This window comes from Falsiroseomonas stagni DSM 19981, assembly GCF_900114315.1.
GTDB lineage: Bacteria > Pseudomonadota > Alphaproteobacteria > Acetobacterales > Acetobacteraceae > Falsiroseomonas > Falsiroseomonas stagni.
The window spans coordinates 172,307-193,746 of sequence record NZ_FOSQ01000007.1; the positions used below are offsets into that span (position 1 = coordinate 172,307).

Here is a 21,440-nt window from a genome sequence, read left to right on the forward strand (position 1 = left end):
TCAGCCCCCCATCTTCTGGGACTGTGATTGGGTGGGCGCAGGCCCGTCATCCAGCACCCAGGTGTCCTTGGTGCCCCCGCCCTGCGAGGAGTTCACCACCAGCGACCCTTCCCGCAGCGCCACGCGGGTCAGCCCGCCGGGCACGATCCGCACATCCTTGCCGGTCAGGATGTAGGGGCGCAGGTCCACATGCCTCGGCGCGATGCCGCTGCCCGCCAGGGTCGGCACGGTGGACAGCGCCAGCGTCGGCTGCGCGATGTAGTCGGCCGGCCGCGCCTTGATGCGGCGGGCGAATTCCTCGCGCTGTTCCGCCGTGCTGTGGGGCCCGATCAGCATGCCATAGCCGCCCGATCCCCGCGCCAGCTTCACCACCAGCTCATGCAGGTGTTCCAGCACATAGGCCCGGTCGGATTCACGTTCGCACAGATAGGTCGGCACGTTCTGCAGCAGCGGCGCCTCGTCCAGGTAGAAGCGGATCATGTCCGGCACGAAGGGGTAGATCGCCTTGTCGTCCGCGATGCCCGCGCCCGGCGCATTGGCCAGCGTGATGTTGCCGGCGCGATAGGCCGCGAAGATGCCGGGCACGCCCAGCATGCTGTCCGGCCTGAACACCAGCGGATCGATGTAGTCGTCATCCAGCCGCCGATACAGCACATCGACGCGCTTCGGCCCGGCGGTGGTGCGCATGTAGACGACGGCGTCCTCGACAAACAGGTCGAAGCCCTCGACGACCTCCACGCCCATCTCATCGGCCAGGAAGCAGTGTTCGTAATAGGCGCTGTTGTAGTGGCCGGGCGTCAGGATCGCGACGCAGGGCTCCCCCTGGCAGTTCGGCGGCGCGGCTTCCTTCAGCGTCTCCAGCAATTCCTCGGGGTAATGCCCGACGGGCATCAGGCGATGGCCGGCGCAGAGCTGCGGGAACAGCCGCAGCATCGCCTCCCGGTTCTCCAGCATGTAGGAGACGCCGGAGGGCGTGCGGCAATTGTCCTCCAGCACGTAAAAGTCGTCGGGCCCGGTGCGGACCAGGTCGATGCCGCTGATGTGGGTGTAGACGCCGCCGGGCGGCGTGAAGCCCTGCATCTCCGGGCGGAAGGCCTCGTTCTGCAGCACCAGGCTCGGCGGGATCAGGCCGGCGCGCAGGATCTCCCGCTTCGAATAGACATCGGCCATGAACATGTTCAGCGCCTTCACGCGCTGGGTCAGGCCGCGCGCCAGGCGGTCCCATTCCTGGCGGGCCAGGATGCGGGGGATGACGTCGAAGGGGATCAGCCGCTCGGGGTCCCCCCCCTCGCCATAGACGGCGAAGGTGATGCCGACGCGGCGGAACAGCGCCTCGGCCTCCGCCCGCTTGGCGGCCAGGGCTTCCAGCCCATGGGCTTTGAGCCAGGCTTCTATCCCGGCATAGGCCGGGCGCACGCCGCCCCCGGCATGCATCTCGTCGAAGGCGCGGCGCGATTCGTTCACGTGGTTGATCCGGAAGCCACTTTCCCTTCCCCCGACCATCGCGGAATACGATCGCCCTGGGAAGGGGCGCGCATCACGAGGACCCGCTTGCGGAAACCCGGCCTGCCCGCCGCTTGGGCAGGGCTGCCGCCGGTGCGGTCATCCGGCGCGGGGTCCCGGCGCCAGCGCGACCTCCCGGATCAGCTTGGCGCGCAGCGCCCGGGCGAAGTCGCGGCGATCCTCCGCCCGCATCACGAAGGCACCGGGGCCGCCGATCACATCCCGCTCATAGGCCGCGGCCAGCACCCCGCCGGACCAGGAGGACGCGACCTCGATGGCGAGCGCGTTGATGGTGATGCCCTGGGCCACCACGCGGTCCCGCGCCTCCGGCGCCGGCACGCGGCTTCGCATGTCCGGGCCATCGCCGGAGACGTCGATGGTGCGCTCCGTCGCCGCCCAGGGAGCCGCGGCGATCAGGGCGGCGCTGTGCAGGATGGCGTCGCCGATGGCGTTGTAGGATTGGCGGGACCGCGGCGCATCGCGCATCGCCGTGGCGGCCACCGCCGCGCTGGCGGCGTCCGAGACGCGGTGCCAGTCCACCACCGTCGCCGCGCCGCCGGGCGAACCCCATTCCACCATGGCGATGCCGATGGCGCCGCGGGGTTGGGACCGGATGGCAGCCAGCACGGCGGGATGGGCGATGGCCTCCGCGATGCCTTCCCGCTGGAGGGCGAATTCATCGGCATCGATGGAGCCGGAGGCATCCACCGCCAGCACCAGCAGCGAATCGACCGGCGCGCCTTGCGCAGCGGCGGGCAGCGCCACGAGCGCGGGGGCGGCCAGCAGGGCGCGGCGGCGCATCAGTTCGCGATGGCATAGGCCGGGCGGCGGGGATCCGCGCCGGCATGGATCAGCCCGGTGGAGGGCTCGCTCAACACCACCTCCACGCTGCCGGCCAGCCAGGTCGTGGCCGGCCAGTCCTTCACCTCATGGCCCAGCGCCGACAGCGCCGCGCGCGTCTCCGCCGGGATGCGCGATTCCACCGCGAGCCGCCCGGGGAAGTATTCGTAGGGCGCGAAGGAGGAGGGGAAGGAATAGGTCGCGACGCGCGGCGCCTCGATCGCCTCCTGCACCTGCATGCCGAAATGCAGGATGTTCAGCATGACCTGGAGCATGGCCTGTATCTGCACATCGCCGCCCGGCGTGCCGAAGGGCATCACGCCGCCCTCCTTCGTCAGCACCATGGCCGGGTTGGGCGTGAGGCGCGGCCGCTTGCCGGGCGCCACGCCCGCGGGATGGCGCGGGTCGGGCCGGTTCTGGGAGCCTCGGCCGGAGATGACGAGCCCCGTCCCCGGCACCACCGGCACGTTCCAGGACCCGTCGCTGGGCGTCGCGCTGAAGGCGTTGCCCCAGCGATCCACCACCGCGACGTAGGAGGTATCGGCCTCGATCTTCGGCAGCGGCTCCTCGGTCGCGGGCGGCAGTTCGGTACCGTTGCCGAGGATGGGCTCCGGCAGGCCGGGATGCGCGCGGGTGAGGTCGATGGCCGCGGCCCGGCGGGCGATATGGGAGGGCGAGAGCAGCGTCTCCAGCGGGACGTCGGTGAAGGCAGGGTCGCCGAAATGATATTCGCGGTCCGCCAGCGCGCCCTTCAGCGCCTCCGTGATGACATGCAGGTACTGCGGCGAGTTGTGCGCCAGGCCGTCCAGGCCGAGCTTCTCCGCGATCAGCAGCGCCTCCAGCAGCGCCGGGCCCTGGCACCAGGGACCGCAGGTGATGACCTCATGCCCCCGCCAGGGGCGGCGCACCACGGGTTCGATGCAGGACGCGAAGCCGGCCATGTCCTCGGCCGAGAGGAACCCGCCTTCCGCCTTGATGAACCGCACGATCTGCTGCGCCAAATCGCCCTTGTAGAAGGCGTCATGCGCGGCCTGGAGCCCGGCCTCACGCCCCTTCGAGGCGGCCGCGCGTTCCTGGTCCACCATGTAGGAGAGGCTGTTGGCGAGGTCCGTCTGGCGGAACAACTCCCCGATCCGCGGCGGGCGGCCATCCGGCAGGAAGATGGCGGCGTTCTGCGGCCAGCGGGCGTACGCGGCCTTCTGCTTCTCGATGCTCTCGGCCAGCAGCGCATAGGTCGCGTAGCCGTCGCGAGCGTAGCGGATGGCGCCGGCGGCGATGTCGCCGAAGCTCATCGTGCCGTGGCGGCGCAGCGCGGTGATCCAGGCATCGGGCGCCGCCGGCACCACCATGCGCCGCACGCCGATCGGCATGGTGCCGCCATGCTCCCGCATGAAGACATCGGGCGGGGTCGAGGCCGGCCAATGGCCGAGGCCCGCGATGCTCTCCACCGTGCCATCGGCCTTGCGGATCAGGATGGGCGCCACGCCCGCGACGCTGACGAGGTCCGGCTGCAGCACGCCGAGCGCGAGGCCCGCCGCGCAGCCCGCATCCACCGCGTTGCCGCCCCCTTCCAGGATGGCGAAGCCCGCCGCCGCGGCCAGGTAGTGCCCCGCGCTGATGGCGTGGCGCGTGCCGCTGATGGTGGGGCGTCCGGCGGTCATGGCTGGCCTCGATGCTTTCTGGTGCGGAAGGCTCGGCGCCCCGGGGCGGCGCTGTCAATGGCCGGGAACCATCGGGCGGCTCGGGCGTCGGCACCGCGGACCGATGCGCGATACCCAATCCCCCACCCTGCCCGCCGTCACCCACGGCGCGACGCTGCTGCGCGGCCTCCGCGTGGAGGCCTGCGGCAACGCCCTGCCCGGCCTGCCCGCCGGCGCGGAGCGGGATTTCGACGCCATCCTGGCCGCCTGGCGCCTGCGCCACCGCCGCGGGGGCGGCCGCGACCCCTTCGGCGACATCGTGCCCGAAGCGGTGGAGGCCGAGGCGCTGGAACAGGCGCTGTCCGGCGGCATGCCGGTGGCCGCGGGCCTGGTGCAGGGCGCGATCGAGGATGTGGCCCACAACCTCGTGAAGATCATCCGCGGCTGCCTGGTGCGTCCGGAATGGCAGGGCACGCAGCGCGTCGTCGTCGGCGGTGGCTTTCGCGTCGGGCGCATCGCGGAACTGGCGCTGGGCCGCGCTGGCGTGCTGCTGCGGGCGGAGAAGCTGGGCAGCGCCGTCGCCGCCATCCGGCACGATCCGGCGGAGACGGGCCTGCTCGGCGCCGCACGCCTGTTGCCCATGCGGATGCTGGAGGGGTCGGACGCCGTGCTCACGGCCGATCTTGGCCGCCGGAGCTTTCGCGCGGGGCTGGTGCTGCCTCGGCTCGGCGTGGCGCCGGACCTGGCGGCGGCCAGCGTCTGGCGAATGCGCCACTGGGTTCATGCCGGAGAAACGCCAGACCGCGCCGTGGCGCTGCGCAGCCTGGCGGCCATGCTGCGCGACCTGGTCGGGATGGCGGAGCGTGCGGGCCTGTCCATCGCCCCCGCCATCGCCCTGGGCCTGCCCGCGCCGGTGGCGCAGGACGGGACGCTCGGCGAGGGGGCGGAGGCGCTGCCGGGTGACTGGTCCGCCCCCGGCTTCCGCCCGGCCGAGGCGATCGAGGCATTGCTGCCCGGCGGGGGCGCCGACGTGGTCCTGCACCACGCCGCCGTCACCTTTGGCCTGTCAGAGGCGCCCTTCCACCGGGACATCGCGCGCTGGGGCGTGCTGCGGATCGGGGCCGATCCGGGACACGCCCGCTTCACCAACCTGCCGCTGCGGCGATGAGGGAAGCGCCGCGCGTCACGCGATGACCTGGATCTCCGTGCTCACGAAGCCCGACACCCCGAAAAGGACGGCGATCTGCGTGGCACCGCCGGCACCCGTGCCGTTGGCATCCCACCACAGGATCCGGTCGTCAGTGTCGAAGACGAACTGCCCGGTCCCCGCCACCGTCGCAACCCCCGCTGCGTTGGCGACGTAGAGATTATTGGCGACCAGATCGATGCCGATGGTCAGCGGGCCAGCAAACCCGCTGGCGGAAACCTGGATCGAATCCTCCGCCACGTTGTAGTCGGCGATGCGATCCGGCGCCTCCCCGATGCTTCGGAACAGGAAGACATCGCTGCCGGTGCCGCCCAGCAGACTGTCGTTGCCCGCGCCGCCTGTCAGCGTGTCATTCCCCGCGCCGCCATTCAGCGTGTCGTTGCCATCGGCGCCATCCAGCGCATTCGCCCCCCCATTGCCGACCAGCGAATTGCTCTGGGCGCTGCCCGTGCCGTCGATGCTCGCCGTACCTGTCAGACTCAGCACTTCAATGAAGTCGGACAGGGTGTAGCTGACGGAGGAGGCGACCTGATCGCTTCCCTCCCCGTTCAGTTCGAGGATCGCATCAGCCGCCGTGTCCACGAAGTAGACGTCGTTGCCAACGCCGCCGACAAGACTATCGGCCCCAGCGCCGCCATCCAGCCTGTCATTGCCGGCGCCGCCCGACAGGGTGTTGCCGGCGACATTACCGGAAAGCGTGTTGTCCTGTGCGTTGCCCGTGCCGGCGATCGTGTCCGTCCCGCGAAGGAACAGCGCCTCCGTGAAGGCGGACAAGGTGTAGGACACGCTTGCATAGACCTGGTCAGCGCCCTCGCCATCAAGCTCGACGACCGTATCGCCGGAGTTGTCGACGAAGTAGATGTCGTTGCCGGCGCCGCCAAGCATGGCATCGGCTCCGGCACCCCCATCGAGGCGGTCATGGCCGCCCTGACCGTACAGGCGATTGCTTCCGGCATTGCCTGTCAGGGTGTTGTTTCCATCATTGCCGGTACCATCAGTGTTGCCGGCACCGCGCAGCACGAGTGTCTCGAGGAAACTCGACAGAGTGAACGTGGCTGTCGAGAAGACCTGATCGGTCCCCTCCCCATTCAGTTCAAGAATCCTGTCGCCGGCATTGTCGACGTAGTAGACATCATCGCCCACACCGCCGGCGATGCTGTCCGCCCCCGTGCCGCCGTCCATCGTGTCATTGCCCACGCCGCCCGCAAGCGTGTCGCCATCCGTGCCACCGGAAAGCTGGTCGTTGCCTTCGCCGCCGACCAGGCTGTCCGCGCCCGCGCCGCCGTTCAGGTTGTCGTTGCCGCCGCTGCCGAGCATGATGTCGTTGCCACCACTGCCGTTGATGGCATCCTGGCCCGCCCCGCCGTCGATGGTGTCGGCCCCCCCTGACCCGGTGATCGTGTCACTGCCGGCACCGCCCTCGATGACGTTGCCGACAGTGATGGCGACGGCCTTGGTGGCGGTGAACTCGCCATCGGTGGCGGAGACCATGAAGTCGTAGACGTTGTCGCCACCGGCATCGAGCGGCGTCTCGAAGTCCGGCGCGTTGACGAAGGACACGGCGCCCGTGATGCTGTCGATGGTAAAGATCGCCGCATCCGTACCGGAGATGCTGTAGTTCAGCACCGTGCCCGCATCGATATCAACACCAACCACCGTGTAGGCCGGGCTGGTCACGTTCTCTGTGAAGGCGACAGCTGCGGCGGAGGTGATGCTCAGGCCCTCATTCACGTTGGTGACGGTGATCTGGACCTGCTTGCTTCCCAGCGTGCCGACGACGGTCGGGACACCCGCGACATCGATGATGTCCTGGACAAAGACCTGGATCGTATAGACCGGGCTGCGCGGCGCTTCGAAATTCGGCGACGCCTTGAACGTGATGACGCCCGTATCGGCATCCAGGTCGAAGTTGGCGGCGTCGGCTCCACCGATCGCGAGCGCGTGAGTCCCGCCGGCAACATTCTCGTCATCCGTATAGGTGATCGCGTAGACCGTGCCGGTCGTATTCTCCTGGAAGGTGGCAGAACCAGCGGAGCCGATGATCGCCGGCGCATTCGCGTCCGTGATCGTCAGCGACAGGTTGACGTTGGAACTCAGTGCTCCGTCAGAGGCTGTGATGGTCACGTCGTAGATGTTGTCGCCGCCGTCGTCCTGCGGGTTCTCGAAGTCCGGGGCATCGATGAAGGTGGCAACACCGGTTGCGGTGTCGAAGTCGAACAGCGCCGCATCCGCGCCGCCGAGGGAGTAGACGAGGGTGACCGGACCCGCGGCCGAAGGGCCGCCAGTATCGGTCGCAGAGACAGAGAAGGCCGTACCGGTGCCGTTCTCCGCGAAGGTCGCCGGCCCCGTGCTCGTGACGACCGGGGCCAGGTTCTCATAGACGTCGGTCACGGTGATCGCGACGTTACGCGTCGCGGTGAAGGCGCCGTCGCTCACCGTGAAGGTCAGCCGGTACACATTCGCCAGGGTATCGGCCAGGCTGTCGACCGGCACTTCGAAGTCCGGAGCCGCCAGGAAGTGGACCTGCCCCGTGCCGGAATCGTAGCTGAAGAGGTCGGCATCCGCCCCGCCCATGGTCACGGCCAGATACGAATTGTCACCACCCGCGGGTCCCGCCGCACCGCCCGTATCGACGATGACCAGCGTGTAGGCAGCGCCCGTGCCATTCTCCGCGAAGTTCGCGGTGGCGGCGGAGGTCACGACCGGGGCGACATTCTCATAGACGTCGGTGACGGTGATCGCCACCGCCTGGGTCGCGGACCTGCTGCCATCGCTGCTGGTGACGGTGATATCGTAGATGTGGTCGCCATTCGAATCATCCGGCTGCTCGAAATCCTTCGCCGAACTGATCGAGACGGCGCCTGTGGCGGCGTTGATGCTGAAATGCCCGGCATCGGTACCGCCGAGGGTGTAGACGAGCGCGACCGGGCGCGGCCCGAGTTCATCGCCATCGTCGGTCGCGGCAGCGGTGTAGACCACACCGGTCGCGTTCTCGACGATCGAGCCGGTGTCGCCGGAGGTGAAGACGGGTGCCTTGTTCTCATAGACCAGGTTGGTGACCCGGATCGCGACCTGCTGCACCAGGGGCTGGTAGCCATCGCTGACGGTGATGCTGACGTTGTAGACGTTGTCGGCGCCGGCATCGGCCGGTGCCTCGAAATCAGGTGCCGTCTTGAAGCTGAGGTCGCCGGTGGTCGTGTTGAGGTTGAACAGCGCGGCATCGGTGCCGCCGAGCCGCAGGGTCAGCGGATCGCCATCCGGATCGTCGCCGATCACCGTATAGACGGCGCCGGTCGTGTTCTCCGGCACGCTGATGCGGGTGTTGACGGCGGGCAGGTCGTTGGTGCCCTGGATGGTCACCGTGACGGTGCCGGTGCGCTGAACGCCCTCCCCATCTTCCATGACGTACTGGAAGTAGGTCGCCGTCGTCTGCCCTTGCTTCAGCGACTGGAAGTTCAGGCCGGGGTCGTAGACGACCTTGCCGTCAACGATGCTGGCGCTGCCGATGAGATTCGCGGTGTTGAGTGACACCAGCGTCTTCGAGGATCCGGCCGTCGCCGTCTCGTCATTCGCCAGGACGTCGATGGTGACGGCGGCACCGTCCTCGATGGCGGTCGCTCGGTCAGGCAGGGCAACGGAGGACGGCTCGAGGGTGACGACGAAGACGTCGTAGTCGAAGCCCACATCGCTGTCGTCGGCGTAACCGTTACTCTTGTTAGAAGCCAGAACCAGCTTGCTGCCATCCGCGGACAGGGCGGCGGCGGACTGCTCCTTCGCGATCCAGGTGATCGAGCCGGTGTCGCGGTCCAGCACGTAGACGTTGGTTGCGCCATCGGTATGGTCAGGATCAAGATTCCTGGCCGAGCTCAGGAAGACGAGCTTCCTGCCATCAGCCGACAGCGCGCCGAGGTCGCTGAACACGAAAGCGCTGCTCGTGGTGAAGTCACCGTCGGGAATGGTCGCGCCGGCCGCTGCGAAGACATCCGTCAGCTCCCCGGTGACGAGGTCCTTCTCCATCAGTGTGGTTCTGGTGGTGGAACCAGTGTCCACGGTCAGCCGGAAGAAGATCTTGGCGCCGTCGGGGGAGAAGCTCACCCCCCGCGCCGCCGCAGTCTCCAACTCGCTGCCATCGCTCGCCGTGCTGACGCGGGTGATCGCGCCCGTCAGCAGGTCCTTGATGAAGATGTCATAAGTGTAGGGAAGGTTGCTCGACGGGGTGCCATTGGTGTCGTTAGGCACGAGGTTGCTGGCTGGGGAAGCGAAGGCGATCTTTGTGCCATCCGGCGAAAAGACCGGGAGTTCGACGTAGTTGTTCGCATTCGCTCCCGCCGCATTGCTGGATACCAGCGTGTAGGCGCCAGTCGCCAGGTTCTTGACGTACACGTTGTCGAAGCCGCCGGTAACGCCGGGGACGAGCGTCGTCGCGTTCGACACAAAGGCGATGCTCTTGCCGTCCGGAGAATAGGCCAGATGGGAGAAATAGGCGTTCGGCTCGGCTCCGCCCGGGATGACCGACTCCAGCGTCACGGCGCCCGTGATCAGGTCCTTGATGTAGAGGTCCGTGCGGTTGTTCGTATCGGTGGGACCGAGATTGGTGGCGTCGCTGTAGAAGGCCAGCTTCGTTCCATCAGGAGAGAAGAGGAAACCGATGTACGCGGCGCCGTTGGCTTCGGCGCCGGAGACCCCCCGCGAAACGATGGTCAATTCGCCGGTGTAGAGATCCTTGACGAAGATGTCCCGCTTGCCGTTCGTGTCGCCGGGAACGAGGTTCGACGCCTCGGTGACGAAGGCGATCTTCGTGCCGTCCGGCGAGATGGCAAAGACGTCAGTTCTGTTGTTCGCCTTCACACCCGCGGCGGTTTCGGTCACGCGGGCGAAGCCCCCGATGGTGGGGGAGAGGATGGAGGTCATGGGGTGCCGTCCCTGGTCTGAGCGTTGCTGCGACGACGGCGCACCCGATGAGCGGCCGTGCGATTTATGCGAAGGCTCCCACGGATCTACCGGCTGCTCAATAATTCATACGGTCTTTTATCGAGGACATTGCAAGAAGAGACTCAGTCTAGAGCATGAAATTCTTGAAATAATTGGCTGATATCGCCTTTTGATTGTACGCCGACGCCTCATTCCCGCTTGCCGGGAAAATTCTGGCCGACAACCCGCCCGTGGCCACCCATTCAACCGTTGCGGGTGGCCAGCGCCTTCAGGCACGCCTCGAAGCCCGTGAGGTCGGACCAGCGCTGCGCGGCCGGCACCGCGCGGCGCACCAGCATCCCATCCGCCGCACGGATGCCGCCATCGATCATCAGATTGTCGGTGAGGCCGAAGGATTCGAGTGAGAGTCCCTCCCCATCCACCCACTCGCCTTCAGCGTCACGGCGCGCGGCATCGCCGAGGAAGCGGCGCGTGCGGGTGCTGAAATCGGCGTCGTCGTTGCTGTAGCCCAGCACCGGACGGCCGAGCGCCCGCATGAAGCCCAGTTCGTAGACGGTGCCGGCATCGGCGGATGGGCCTCGGAAGGGCGTCAGATTCGCCACCAGGGCATCGCAGGCGCGGATATGCGCCTCGTTCCGCAGGTAGATGGCGTACCAGAGATCGGGCGCCGCATCGGCGGCGGGATCGGGCCGCGGATCGGTGGGGAAGACCCCCTCCAGCCCGTACAGCGCGCAGAGGCGCTTCTTCTCCGCCGCCATGGCGGCAGCATCGGGCAGGAAGACGTCGGGGCCGGCGAGGTAGACTTTCATGGCCCCCTCTTGCCTCAAACAGGGGTGGTTGTGGAACGGGGGGCTTGCCGCGCGCGGCGGCCCCGCGTGCAATGCGGCCATGGACCCCGAAGCCGAATACAACAACCGCGCCCGCGTGCCCGAACACCCCGCCGTGATGGCGGGATGGCAAAGGGACGCCAGCGCCTGGCGGGAAGCCTGCCCGCGCGCCGAACTCGGCCTCGTCTACGGGATCGGGGAACGGGAGCGGCTGGACCTGTTCTGGCCAGAGGGAGAGGCCGTCGCCATGGCCGTCTTCATCCATGGCGGATACTGGATGGCACTCGGGCGCGAATGGGTCAGCCATTGCGCGCGGGGGTTGAACGGCCATGGGATTGCGGTGGCGGTACCGTCCTATGACCTGGCGCCAGGCGTCACCGTCAGCACCATCGTCGCGCAGATGCGCGCCGCCTGCGCCTTCCTGTTCCGCCGGCACGGCCGGCGCCTGATGGTGACGGGCCATTCCGCCGGCGGGCAATTGGCGGCGATGATGCTGGCGACGGAATGGCGCGCGATGGATCCGGCACTGCCGGCGGACCTCGTGCCCGCCGCGCTGCCGATTTCCGGCGTGTTCGAGCTGGAGCCGCTGCTGCCCACGACCATCGGCGCGGGCCTGCGGATCACGCCGGCAGAGGCCCGCGCCGTGTCGCCCCGCTTCCTGCCGAAGCCCCCGGGCACTCTCCACTGCGTGGTTGGCGGTGACGAAAGCCCGGAGTACCTGCGCCAGACACGCGACATGGCGGCCGCCTGGGGCGGCAAGGCAGAGGCGCTGCCGGGGTTGAACCACTTCACAGTCATCGCGCCGCTGGCCGATCCGGGCAGCGCGCTGGTGGGGCATGCAAAACGGCTTGCATGTCGCCGATAGTTCAAGCTTAAAATATCTACGGGAGACGGAGGAACGATGATGCGGTTCGAACTGGGCCGGCGCGCGGCGCTGGGCCTTGGCGCCTCGGCGCTTGCCATGCCGCTGGTGGCACGCGCGCAGGCGGCGCCGGTGAAGGTGGGGCTGGTGGCGGTTCTGACGGGGCCGCAGGCCTCGCTGGGGACGCATCTGCGGGACGGCTTCATGCTGGGCATGCGGCACCTGGAGAACCGCCTCGGCGGCCGCGGCGCGGAGGTGCTGGTGATCGATGACGAGCTTCGCCCCGATGCCGCCGTGACCAAGGTGCGCGCGGCGATCGAGCGCGACCGCTGCGACGTGATCGTCGGTGTCGTCTTCTCCAACATCCTGGCCGCCATCATGCGACCGGTGACGGAGACGCAGACCTTCCTGATCTCGACCAATGCGGGCCCCTCCCCCTTCGCCGGGCGCGGCTGCAACCCGTTCTTCTTCGCGACCTCCTACGTCAATGACCAGAACCATGCGGTGATGGGCCAGGCGGCGCAGGATGCCGGCTACCGCCGCGTGATGATCATGACGCCGAACTACCAGGCGGGGCGCGATGCCGCGGCCGGCTTCAAGTCCCGCTTCCGGGGCGAGGTGGTGGACGAGATCTACACGCCGCTGACGCAGCTCGACTTCTCGGCGGAGCTGGCGCGGATCGCGGCGGCGCGGCCGGATGCGCTGTTCACCTTCATGCCGGGCGGGCTCGGCGTGAACCTGGTGCGGCAGTACCGCCAGGCGGGCCTCGGCAACATCCCCTTCCTCTCCGCCTTCACGGTGGATGAGGCGGTGCTGCCGGCGCAGGGCGAAGCCGCGGTCGGCTTCTTCACCGGCACCACCTGGACGCCGACGCTGCCGAACGAGCAGAACGCCCGCTTCGTGCGGGACTTCGAGGGGCAGTTCAACTACGTCCCCGCCAGCTATGCGGCGCATGCCTATGACAGCGCCTTCCTGCTGGACAGCGCCATCCGTCGCACGGGTGGCAACCTGGCCGACAAGGGCGCGCTGCGCGCCGCCATCCGGGCGGCCGATTTCCGCAGCGTGCGTGGCAATTTCGCCTTCGGCGCCAACCACTTCCCGGTGCAGGATTTCTGGCTGGCCAAGGTGGCCCGCCGCGCGGATGGCAAGTTCCAGACGGAGCATGAACGGAAGGTCTTTGACAACGTCGTCGATCCCTTCGCGGCCGAGTGCCGCATGCCCGCGGCCTGAGGGACGGGACGAGGGATGTCGACGACGCTCCTGCTGGTGCAGGGCCTGAACGGCCTGCAACTCGGCATCCTTCTCTTCCTCATCGCGGCGGGGCTGACGCTGGTCTTCGGGGTGATGGATTTCATCAACCTGGCGCATGGCGTGCAGTACATGGTGGGCGCCTATTTCGCCGCCTTCTTCGCCGCGCAGACCGGCAGCTTCTGGCTGGCCTTGCTGCTGGCGCTGCCGGCGGCGCTGCTGTTCGGCCTGCTGCTGGAATTCCTGGTCTTCCGGCATCTATATGACCGCGATCACATGGCGCAGGTGCTGGCGACCTTCGGCGTGATCCTGGTGCTGAACCAGGGCGTGAAGATGGTCTTCGGCGCGGCGCCGCTGCAGGTGCCGCTGCCCGATGCGCTGACGGGCGGCATCCGCGTGATGGACGGCCTGCTCTATCCCACCTATCGGCTCGCCATCATCGCGGGTGGGCTCGCCACCGCCGGGCTGCTCTGGTGGCTGGTGGAGCGCACGAAGGTCGGCATGCTGGTGCGCGCGGGCGCGACGAACGCACCGATGGTGGCGGCGCTCGGCGTCGATATCCGGCGGTTGTTCATGATCGTCTTCGGCTTCGGGGCGATGCTGGCGGGCTTCGCGGGGGTGCTGGCGGCGCCGATCCTGTCGGTGGAGCCCGGGATGGGCGACAACCTGCTGATCCTGGCCTTCGTCGTCATCGTCATCGGCGGCATCGGCAGCATCCGCGGCGCCTTCCTGGCGGCGCTGCTGGTCGGGCTGGTGGAAACGCTGGGGCGGTCCATGATGCCGGACCTGATGCGGCTGTTCCTGTCACCGAGCGAGGCGCGGCAGGTCGGCGCGGCGCTGTCCTCCATGCTGATCTACATCGCCATGGCGGCGATCCTGGCCTTCCGGCCCGCGGGACTGTTCCCGGTGCGGGCGTCCTGACGATGCGCCAGCTGCGATCCGAGTTGCCCGCCCTGCTGCTGCTGGGTGCGCTCGCCCTGGCCCCCTTCGTGGGGTTCGGCGAGGGCTATGTGCTGACGCTGCTGGCGCGGGCCATGATCCTGGCGATGGCGGCGGTCGCGCTGTCGCTGCTGGTCGGTGGCGCGGGCCTCGTCTCCATGGGCCATGCCGCGATGATGGGCTTCGGCGCCTATGCCGTGGTGATCCTGGATGATGCGCGCATCGTGGAGGCGCATGTCGTGCTGCCCGTCGCCATCCTGGCGGCTGCCGGCTTCGCGCTGGTGACGGGCGCGGTCGCGGTCAGGACCAGCGGCGTGCACTTCATCATGATCACGCTGGCCTTCGGGCAGATGGCCTTCTTCACCGCGACCTCGCTCGCGGGCTATGGCGGCGACGATGGCTACACGCTCTATGCGCGGAACACCGTGGCGGGCGGGCGGCTGCTGGAGAACAAGCTGGCCTTCCACTACGTCTGCCTGGGTGCGCTGACGGCTTCCTGGCTGCTCTGCCGCATGCTGCTGGCCTCCCGCTTCGGGCGCGTGCTGCGCGCCGTGAAGGGCAATCCGATGCGGGCCCAGGCGCTCGGCTTCGACCCCTATCCCTACCGCCTGACGGCCTATGTCATCGCCGGCGCGATCGGCGGCGCGGCGGGGTTCCTCTTCGCCAATGCCGCGGAGTTCGTCGCACCGGCCTACATCTCCTGGCAGCGCTCCGGCGAATTGCTGTTCATGGTCATCCTCGGCGGGCTGTCCGGCCTGCATGGCGCGCTGCTCGGCGCGCTGGGCTTCGTGCTGCTGGAGGAATGGCTGTCCCATCAATGGGAGCATTGGCGCATCCTCTTCGGCGTGCTGCTGATCCTGGCCGTGCTGTTCCTGCCGAACGGCCTGTCCGGCATCCCTGGCCAGGTCGCGAAGGGGTTCCGCCGTGGCTGAGGCGCTCCTTTCGCTGCGCAACCTGAGGAAACGCTTCGGCGGCCTGGCCGTCACCGACGACGTGTCGCTCGATGTCACGCCGGGGGAGATCCACGCGATCATCGGCCCCAACGGCGCGGGGAAGACAACCCTGATCAATGAGATCAGCGGCGTGCTGCCGGTGGATGCGGGCCAGGTCTTCTTCGCCGGGCGGGACATCACCGCGCTGCCGCTGCATCGCCGCGCCAGGCTCGGCCTGGCGCGCAGCTTCCAGATCACCTCCGTCATCCCCGCCTTCACGGCGCTGGAGAATACCGCGCTCGCCGTGCAGGCGGGCGCGGGGTCCAGCTTCCGCTTCTTCCGCCCGGCCTCCACCGAACAGCGGCTGAACCAGGCAGCGATGGCGGCGCTGGAGGCGGTGGGCCTCGGCGCCCGCGCGCAGGTGCCGGCGGGGGCGATGAGCCATGGGGAGAAGCGGCAGCTCGAACTCGCCATCGCCCTCGCCACGGAGCCCCGCCTGCTGCTGCTGGACGAACCGCTGGCCGGCGCGGGGCCGGAGGAGACGGAGCGGCTGATCGGCATCCTGCGATCCTTGCGCGGCCGCTACACCATCGTGCTGGTGGAGCACGACATGCAGGCGGTCTTCGCCCTCGCCGACCGGATCTCCGTCCTCGTCTATGGCCGTGTCATCGCGACCGGCGCCACGGAGGAGATCCGCGCCAACCCCGAGGTGAAGGCCGCCTATCTCGGCGAGGACGAGATGACGCTGGACCATGTGCCATGATCCGCCTGGCCGGCCTGACCGCGGGCTATGGCGGCAGCCAGGTCCTGTTCGGCATCGACCTCGCGATCGGCGCCGGGGAGGTGGTGACCCTGCTCGGCCGCAACGGCATGGGCAAGACCACGACCATCCGCGCCATCATGGGCCTGCTGCCCTCGGTCGGCGGGCGCATCTGGGGGGGCGATATCGCGCTCGATGGCGCCTCCGTCGCGGGCCTGCCGGCGCACAAGGTGGCGCGACAGGGGCTCGGGCTGGTGCCGGAAGGGCGGCAGGTCTTCCCGACCCTGACGGTGGAGGAGAATCTGCTGGCCACCGCCGCGCATCGGGGCCCCGGCGCGCCGCGCTGGACGCTGCCGGCGGTGTATGACTTCTTCCCCCGCCTGCGGGAGCGTCGCCACAACCCCGGCGCCAAGCTCTCCGGCGGCGAACAGCAGATGGTCGCGATCGGCCGCGCCCTGATGACCAATCCGCGCCTGCTGATCCTGGACGAGGCGACCGAAGGCCTGGCGCCGCTGATCCGCGCGGAGATCTGGCACGTGCTGGCGCAGCTCAAGGCCGAGGGCCAGGCGATCCTGCTGATCGACAAGAACCTGGCGGCCGTGACGCGCCTGGCCGACCGGCATGTGGTGATCGAGAAGGGCCGCACGGTCTGGACCGGCACCAGCGCCGATCTGGCCGCGGCGCCGCAGGTCCGGGACAGCTACCTGCACCTGTAAACCCTTTACCGCTTTACAGGCGGCGGAGTCGGTGGCTTCACAGCTTTCACCGCGCCCACGCAATCATCCTATAGAACTGCGCGCACCCACGATGCATTTGAACGCCAGACGAGTTCTGGAGGTTCGATCATGTCGCAGCTCAGCCGCCGTAGCATCCTCGGTGCCTTCCTCACGGCCCCCCTCGCCGCCCCCGCCTTCGCCCAGCCCTGGCGGCCGGACCGACCGGTCGAACTCGTCGTCGGCTTCGCCCCGGGCGGTGGCACGGACATCGTCGCGCGGCTCTTCGCCAAGCACCTGGAAACGCGCCTCGGGCAGCCCATCACGGTAGTGAACCGGCCGGGGGCGTCCAGCGAGGTGGCGCTGACCTATGTCGCGCGGTCGCGGCCGGATGGGCAGGTGCTGGGGCTGACCAACATGCCGTCCTTCGTGACGGTGCCGGTGGAGCGGCGGGCGCAGTACAACCTCGACAGCTTCGGCTTCATCGGCAACATCATGACGGACCCGACGGGCCTGATCGTGCGTGCCGACAGCCCGATCAGGGATGTGCAGGATCTGGTGCGCCGCGCGCTGGCGGATCCCGAGGGGATTGTCGTCTCGACCTCCGGCATCGGCACCGACGATCACCTGATGATGGCGCAGATCTCGCGGCTGACGGGCGCGCGCTTCACGCTGATCCACTACACCGGCGCGCCGATCCAGCGGACGGCGCTGATCGCCGGCCAGGTGCAGGCGAATTGCGTCTCCATCGGCGAATACGCGCCCAACCCCGATGGCGTGCGCTTCATCGCGCATGGCGGGGCGGAGCGCAGCCGCTTCACGCCGGAGACGCCGACCTTCAGGAGCCTCGGCCTCGATTTCGAGATGTATTCGGAACGCGGCCTGGTGGTGCCGGCCTCCACGCCTTCCCGCATCCTCGAAAGGCTGCGCGACGCCGTGCAGGAAGCCGCCAGCGATCCCGCCACCCGGCGCAGCTTCGAGGCACAGTTCATCGAGCCGACGCTGGAGCCCGGCGCGCAGTGGGAAGCGCGGATGCGGGCGACGCAGACCCAGTATGCTGACCTGTGGCGCCGCGCGCCCTGGATCAACAGCTGAGTGGGGGGTGGCCCGCGTCATGAAGCCGTTCTTGTGCCAGCGGTCGAAGAACCGCGGCGGGGCCCGGTGGTGACGACAAGGGAGCCGTCGCCAGACCGGCGCGGGCCACCGATGGTCAGTCCCTGAACTCCGCGGGCAGCACCGCGGCCAGGTGGTCGAAGACGGCGCGGTAGCGCCGTCCCTGGCGCACATCCGCATGGGCCACCAGCCAGACCGCCGTGCGCGGCGCGAATTCCGCGGCCAGCAGCCGGCGCAAACCCGGCGCGCGCCTTGCCGAGCGCGTTTCGAGGACACCCATGCCGAGGCCGCTCGCGATCGCTTCGCGTTGCGCCAGCAAGCTGTCGGTCTTGAACGCGAAATGCGTCCTGCTGACGTCGAGCTTAAGGCGTTCGGCCGCGCGCGGGCCGAAGGCATCGCGGTCGAAGCCCACCCAGGCATGGGCGACCACCTGGTCGATCCCGGATGGCTCTCCGTGGCGTGCCAGATAATCCTCCGACGCGAAGAAGCCGAGTTCCACCATGCCGATCTGCCGCGCGATCAGCTCAGGCTGCTCGGGCCGGGAGAAGCGGATCGCGATGTCGGCGTCGCGGCGCAACAGGTTCTCCACCTGCATGCCGGTCGACACCTCGATGGTGATCCCCGGATTGCTGAGCAGGAAAGGCCGCATCAGCGCCGGGAGGCGTTCGACGCCGAAGACTTCCGTCGTCGTGATTCGCACCGTGCCGGTCGGGCTCTCCGGCTTGCCGGTGATGGAGGCGGACAGCGCCTGCGCGGCCTGTTCCAGATGCTCGGCGTGTTCCATCAGCGCCATGGCGCGGTCCGTGGGGCGAAGGCCCTGCGGCGTGCGGTCGAACAGCGCCTCCCCCACCTGGTCCTCCAGCGTGCGGATCTGGCGGCCGACGGTCGGCTGCGTCAGGCGCAGGGTCTGGGCGGCGGCTGAGAGGCTGCCTGACCGCATCACCGCGACGAAGGCCTGGAGAAGGCTCCAGTCCAGGCTGTTTGTCATGCCGTTACCGCATGTAACGGTTAAGGGTCATGCATTTCCGCATGCCGGAGGAAGAACAATCGGCAATCCCGCGACGACGGCCGCGGACGCATCTTCCGGCCACGGACGGCGACATCGGGTCGCCACCCCGACTGAGAAGAAAGCCAACGACCATGACCACCCTCTCCTCCAAGCTGACCCTGGCCGCCGCGCTGTTCGGCACGGCCCTGGCCTTCGGTGCCGCGACCGCGCAGGCCGCCGAGGCGACTTCCTACCCCCGTTCGGTGGGCACCGGCGAGAATAGCGAGATCGTCTATGCGCCGGGTTACCAGGGCAACATCGTCGGCGGCGGCCGCATCGTGACGCAGCAGATGCCGGGCAACGAGGTCGCCGTGACCTATCTGGATGGCCAGTTCGCCCAGCGCCAGGCCCCGGGCGTCGCGGCGCGGTCGATCAGCAACGGCGAGAACACGGATTTCGTGCTGGCGCCGATCGCCGCGCCCCGCGGCTGATGACCGTCCAGCGGGCGGCGGAGGCTACTCCGCCGCCCGCGGAAGCGACGCCGCCTCCGGCTTGTGGCTCTTCGGCCGGGCCTTGAGCTTCAGGTCCCGCAGTTCCGCCTGATCCTTCGCCGCGTTGCGCAGCAGCGCATCCTTGCCCCAGAGGTATTGCGGCGGGCAGGCGATATCCTTCACGCCATACTGCGCCGCGGCGTGCAGGGTGAAGGATGGGTTCGTCAGATGCGGCCGGGCCAACGCCACCAGATCCGCGCGGCTGGCGGCGACGATGGTGTTCACCTGGTCGGCGCTGGTGATGTTGCCGACGCACAGGGTCGCGATGCCCGCCTCGTTCCGGATCATGTCGGACCAGGGCAGCTGGAACATCCGGCCATAGGTCGGGCTGGCATCGGCCACGGTCTGGCCGGTGGAGACATCGATCAGGTCCGCGCCGGCTGCCGCGAAGGCGCGCGCGATCGCCAGGCAATCCCCGTCCGTCAGGCCGCCCTCCGCCCAGTCGGTCGCGGAGATGCGGACCGACATGGGCTTTTCCGCCGGCCAGACCGCGCGCATGGCCGCGAAGACCTCGATCGGATAGCGCAGCCGGTTCTCGACGCCGCCGCCGTAGTCATCGTCCCGCCGGTTGGTGAGCGGCGACAGGAAGCTGGCCAGCAGGTAGCCGTGCGCGCAATGCAGTTCCAGCATGTCGAAGCCGCAGGCGATGGCGCGCCTTGTGGCGACGACGAAATCGGCCTTCACCGCATCCATGTCCTCGCGGGTCATGGCGCGCGGCACCTGGCTTTCGGGGTAGTAGGGGATCGCGCTGGCGGAGAGGATCGGCCAGGCGCCTTCCTTCAGCGGCTTGTCCATCCCTTCCCACATCAGCCGCGTCGCGCCCTTCCGCCCGGCATGGCCGAGCTGGAGGCAGAATTTCGCGTCTGATGTCGCATGCGCCAGCGCGACGATGCGCGTCCAGGCGGCCTGCTGCTCATCGTTCCAGAGGCCGGCGCAGCCCGGGGTGATGCGGGCGGTCGGGCTGACGCAGGTCATCTCCGTGAACAGCAACCCGGCCCCACCCATGGCGCGGGCGCCGTAATGCGCGATGTGGAAGTCACCGGGCACGCCTTCCGGCGCCGAATACATGCACATCGGGGAGACGACGACGCGGTTCGCGAGCGTCATGTCGCGCAGCCTGAAGGGCTGGAACATGGGCGGCTTGCGCGGGTCGGCCGGCAGGCCGGCGGCCTGGGCTTCCTCCGCCACCGCGCGCTGCGTCTCGGCCACGAATTGCGGGGCGCGCAGCGCCAAATTGTCCCAGGTAATGGCCTTCGACCGCGTCATGACACCGAAGGCGAAGCGGGTCGGAGAGAACTGCCAGAAACGCTTCACATGTTCGAACCACACCAGGGAGACGCCGGCGGCGTGCTGCGTCTTCTCCACATCCTCGCGCCGGTCGGTCTCGTAGCGGTGCAGGCATTCGGCCACGCTGCCGCCGGCGCGGAACGCCTTGTGGAGGCCGATCGCATCCTCCATCGCCAGCTTGGTGCCAGATCCGATGGAGAAATGCGCGCTGGCCTTGGCATCGCCCAGCAGGACCATGTTGTCCTTCACCCAGCGGCCGCAGGTGATGGTCGGGAATTGCCGCCACATCGATCTGTTGGTGATCAGGCGGTGGCCCTGCAATTCCTCGGCAAAGACGCCTTCGAGATACGCGGCCGACTCCGCCTCGTTCATCCGCTCCAGGCCGGCACGGGCAAAGGTCTCGGGATCGGTCTCCAGCACCCAGGTGCTGGCGCCGGCCTCGTACTGGTAGCAATGGGCGATGAAGATGCCCTCGGGCCGTTCCTTGAAGAAGAAGGTGAAGGCGTCGAAGGGGCGCGTGCTGCCCATCCAGGCGAAGCGGTTCGGGCGGAGGTCCACTTCCGGCGCGAAATGGTCGCGGAAGCGTTCGCGGATGGGGGAATTGATGCCATCGGCGGCAACGATCAAATCGGCATCCGGGAAATCCTCCGGCGCGGCCTCCCGCCGGTATTCGAGTTCGACGCCCAGCGCGCGGGCGCGGTCGGAGAGCAGCATCAGCAGGGTGCGGCGGGAGCAGCCGCAGAAGCCGTTGCCGCCGATGCGGTGTTCCTGGCCCTTGGCGACAATGGCGATGTCGTCCCAATAGGCGAAGCTCTCCGTGATGGCGCGGTAGCTGGGTTCATCCGCGGCCTGGAAGGTGTCGAGCGTCGCGTCGCTGAAGACGACGCCGAAGCCGAAGGTATCGTCCGGCCGGTTGCGCTCCACCACCGTGATGCGCGCCTGCGGGAAATCCCGCTTCATCAGGATGGAGAAATAGAGGCCCGCCGGGCCGCCGCCGATCACCGCGATGCGCATCGATGCACCTCCGCCCCTGACACCCGATAGTTTAGGCTTCAAAGATTGGGCGGGCAACCGGATTGCAAGGTTGCGCCGCCGCCG

Annotated in this window: 16 protein-coding genes; 9 read left to right on the forward strand and 7 right to left on the reverse strand. The window is 68.6% G+C overall.

Features of this window, described 5'->3' with window-relative positions; genetic code table 11:
- The 3 genes from BM041_RS18420 to BM041_RS18430 all read right to left on the reverse strand — a co-directional run bounded on the left by BM041_RS18420 (nucleotide 1) and on the right by BM041_RS18430 (nucleotide 4,004).
- Nucleotides 1–1,464: a circularly permuted type 2 ATP-grasp protein gene (locus BM041_RS18420; RefSeq protein WP_456303965.1), complete on the reverse strand. Its 1,464-nt coding sequence runs from the start codon at nucleotides 1,462–1,464 to the stop codon at nucleotides 1–3.
- A gap of 138 nt (nucleotides 1,465–1,602) precedes the next feature.
- Nucleotides 1,603–2,304: a DUF1194 domain-containing protein gene (locus BM041_RS18425; RefSeq protein WP_092961352.1), complete on the reverse strand. Its 702-nt coding sequence runs from the start codon at nucleotides 2,302–2,304 to the stop codon at nucleotides 1,603–1,605.
- Nucleotides 2,304–4,004 (reverse strand): gamma-glutamyltransferase family protein, encoded by a 1,701-nt coding sequence (locus BM041_RS18430; RefSeq protein WP_092961353.1) that lies wholly within the window; start codon nucleotides 4,002–4,004, stop codon nucleotides 2,304–2,306. Before BM041_RS18430 ends, BM041_RS18425 begins: the two co-directional genes overlap by 1 nt.
- Before the next feature lie 103 nt (nucleotides 4,005–4,107).
- Here BM041_RS18430 and BM041_RS18435 point away from each other — a divergent pair, with 103 nt between their 5' ends.
- Nucleotides 4,108–5,151, forward strand: coding sequence for a hypothetical protein (locus BM041_RS18435; protein WP_092961354.1), 1,044 nt, complete (start codon nucleotides 4,108–4,110; stop codon nucleotides 5,149–5,151).
- A 15-nt stretch (nucleotides 5,152–5,166) separates the two neighbouring features.
- On the opposite strand, the gene BM041_RS30065 is transcribed toward BM041_RS18435, so the two are convergent.
- Both BM041_RS30065 and BM041_RS18445 read right to left on the reverse strand, forming a co-directional pair.
- Complete coding sequence (locus BM041_RS30065; protein WP_139226103.1) at nucleotides 5,167–10,101, reverse strand: beta strand repeat-containing protein; 4,935 nt, start codon at nucleotides 10,099–10,101, stop codon at nucleotides 5,167–5,169.
- A gap of 263 nt (nucleotides 10,102–10,364) precedes the next feature.
- Nucleotides 10,365–10,931: a nucleoside 2-deoxyribosyltransferase gene (locus BM041_RS18445; protein ID WP_092961355.1), complete on the reverse strand. Its 567-nt coding sequence runs from the start codon at nucleotides 10,929–10,931 to the stop codon at nucleotides 10,365–10,367.
- Nucleotides 10,932–11,010: 79 nt separating this feature from the next.
- On the opposite strand from BM041_RS18445, the gene BM041_RS18450 reads away from it, so the two are divergent.
- The 7 genes from BM041_RS18450 to BM041_RS18480 all read left to right on the forward strand — a co-directional run bounded on the left by BM041_RS18450 (nucleotide 11,011) and on the right by BM041_RS18480 (nucleotide 17,498).
- On the forward strand, nucleotides 11,011–11,814 hold the full coding sequence (locus tag BM041_RS18450) for an alpha/beta hydrolase (protein WP_092961356.1): 804 nt from the start codon (nucleotides 11,011–11,013) through the stop codon (nucleotides 11,812–11,814).
- A 36-nt stretch (nucleotides 11,815–11,850) separates the two neighbouring features.
- Nucleotides 11,851–13,041 carry an ABC transporter substrate-binding protein gene (locus BM041_RS18455; RefSeq protein WP_217648762.1) on the forward strand — a complete coding sequence of 397 codons (1,191 nt, stop codon included), beginning with the start codon at nucleotides 11,851–11,853 and terminating at the stop codon, nucleotides 13,039–13,041.
- A 15-nt stretch (nucleotides 13,042–13,056) separates the two neighbouring features.
- A complete protein-coding gene (locus BM041_RS18460; RefSeq protein ID WP_092961357.1) occupies nucleotides 13,057–13,980 on the forward strand; it encodes a branched-chain amino acid ABC transporter permease in 924 nt (307 codons plus the stop codon).
- Between the two features lie 2 nt (nucleotides 13,981–13,982).
- Nucleotides 13,983–14,930, forward strand: coding sequence for a branched-chain amino acid ABC transporter permease (locus BM041_RS18465; protein ID WP_092961358.1), 948 nt, complete (start codon nucleotides 13,983–13,985; stop codon nucleotides 14,928–14,930).
- Nucleotides 14,923–15,693: an ABC transporter ATP-binding protein gene (locus BM041_RS18470; protein WP_092961359.1), complete on the forward strand. Its 771-nt coding sequence runs from the start codon at nucleotides 14,923–14,925 to the stop codon at nucleotides 15,691–15,693. Before BM041_RS18465 ends, BM041_RS18470 begins: the two co-directional genes overlap by 8 nt.
- On the forward strand, nucleotides 15,690–16,406 hold the full coding sequence (locus BM041_RS18475; protein ID WP_092961360.1) for an ABC transporter ATP-binding protein: 717 nt from the start codon (nucleotides 15,690–15,692) through the stop codon (nucleotides 16,404–16,406). The genes BM041_RS18470 and BM041_RS18475 overlap by 4 nt, the downstream gene beginning before the upstream one ends.
- A gap of 129 nt (nucleotides 16,407–16,535) precedes the next feature.
- Nucleotides 16,536–17,498, forward strand: coding sequence for a Bug family tripartite tricarboxylate transporter substrate binding protein (locus tag BM041_RS18480; protein ID WP_092961361.1), 963 nt, complete (start codon nucleotides 16,536–16,538; stop codon nucleotides 17,496–17,498).
- Between the two features lie 115 nt (nucleotides 17,499–17,613).
- On the opposite strand, the gene BM041_RS18485 is transcribed toward BM041_RS18480, so the two are convergent.
- Complete coding sequence (locus BM041_RS18485; protein ID WP_092961362.1) at nucleotides 17,614–18,504, reverse strand: LysR family transcriptional regulator; 891 nt, start codon at nucleotides 18,502–18,504, stop codon at nucleotides 17,614–17,616.
- 152 nt (nucleotides 18,505–18,656) lie between these two features.
- Here BM041_RS18485 and BM041_RS18490 point away from each other — a divergent pair, with 152 nt between their 5' ends.
- The gene (locus BM041_RS18490) at nucleotides 18,657–18,995 is read left to right on the forward strand and encodes a hypothetical protein (RefSeq protein ID WP_092961363.1); all 339 of its coding nucleotides are present in this window, start codon (nucleotides 18,657–18,659) and stop codon (nucleotides 18,993–18,995) included.
- A gap of 24 nt (nucleotides 18,996–19,019) precedes the next feature.
- On the opposite strand, the gene BM041_RS18495 is transcribed toward BM041_RS18490, so the two are convergent.
- Nucleotides 19,020–21,356, reverse strand: a complete 2,337-nt coding sequence (locus BM041_RS18495) for a bifunctional salicylyl-CoA 5-hydroxylase/oxidoreductase (protein WP_092961364.1) — start codon at nucleotides 21,354–21,356, stop codon at nucleotides 19,020–19,022.
- Nucleotides 21,357–21,440: the final 84 nt, after the last annotated feature.

Coding starts and splice junctions, on each gene's coding strand:
- BM041_RS18460 (WP_092961357.1), top strand. CDS start 13,057: ATGTCGACGACGCTCCTGCTGGTGCAGGGCCTGAACGGCCTGCAACTC.
- BM041_RS18435 (WP_092961354.1), top strand. CDS start 4,108: ATGCGCGATACCCAATCCCCCACCCTGCCCGCCGTCACCCACGGCGCG.
- BM041_RS18425 (WP_092961352.1), bottom strand. CDS start 2,304: ATGCGCCGCCGCGCCCTGCTGGCCGCCCCCGCGCTCGTGGCGCTGCCC.
- BM041_RS18475 (WP_092961360.1), top strand. CDS start 15,690: ATGATCCGCCTGGCCGGCCTGACCGCGGGCTATGGCGGCAGCCAGGTC.
- BM041_RS18490 (WP_092961363.1), top strand. CDS start 18,657: ATGACCACCCTCTCCTCCAAGCTGACCCTGGCCGCCGCGCTGTTCGGC.
- BM041_RS30065 (WP_139226103.1), bottom strand. CDS start 10,101: ATGACCTCCATCCTCTCCCCCACCATCGGGGGCTTCGCCCGCGTGACC.
- BM041_RS18495 (WP_092961364.1), bottom strand. CDS start 21,356: ATGCGCATCGCGGTGATCGGCGGCGGCCCGGCGGGCCTCTATTTCTCC.
- BM041_RS18450 (WP_092961356.1), top strand. CDS start 11,011: ATGGACCCCGAAGCCGAATACAACAACCGCGCCCGCGTGCCCGAACAC.
- BM041_RS18465 (WP_092961358.1), top strand. CDS start 13,983: ATGCGCCAGCTGCGATCCGAGTTGCCCGCCCTGCTGCTGCTGGGTGCG.
- BM041_RS18430 (WP_092961353.1), bottom strand. CDS start 4,004: ATGACCGCCGGACGCCCCACCATCAGCGGCACGCGCCACGCCATCAGC.
- BM041_RS18485 (WP_092961362.1), bottom strand. CDS start 18,504: ATGACAAACAGCCTGGACTGGAGCCTTCTCCAGGCCTTCGTCGCGGTG.
- BM041_RS18480 (WP_092961361.1), top strand. CDS start 16,536: ATGTCGCAGCTCAGCCGCCGTAGCATCCTCGGTGCCTTCCTCACGGCC.
- BM041_RS18445 (WP_092961355.1), bottom strand. CDS start 10,931: ATGAAAGTCTACCTCGCCGGCCCCGACGTCTTCCTGCCCGATGCTGCC.
- BM041_RS18455 (WP_217648762.1), top strand. CDS start 11,851: ATGATGCGGTTCGAACTGGGCCGGCGCGCGGCGCTGGGCCTTGGCGCC.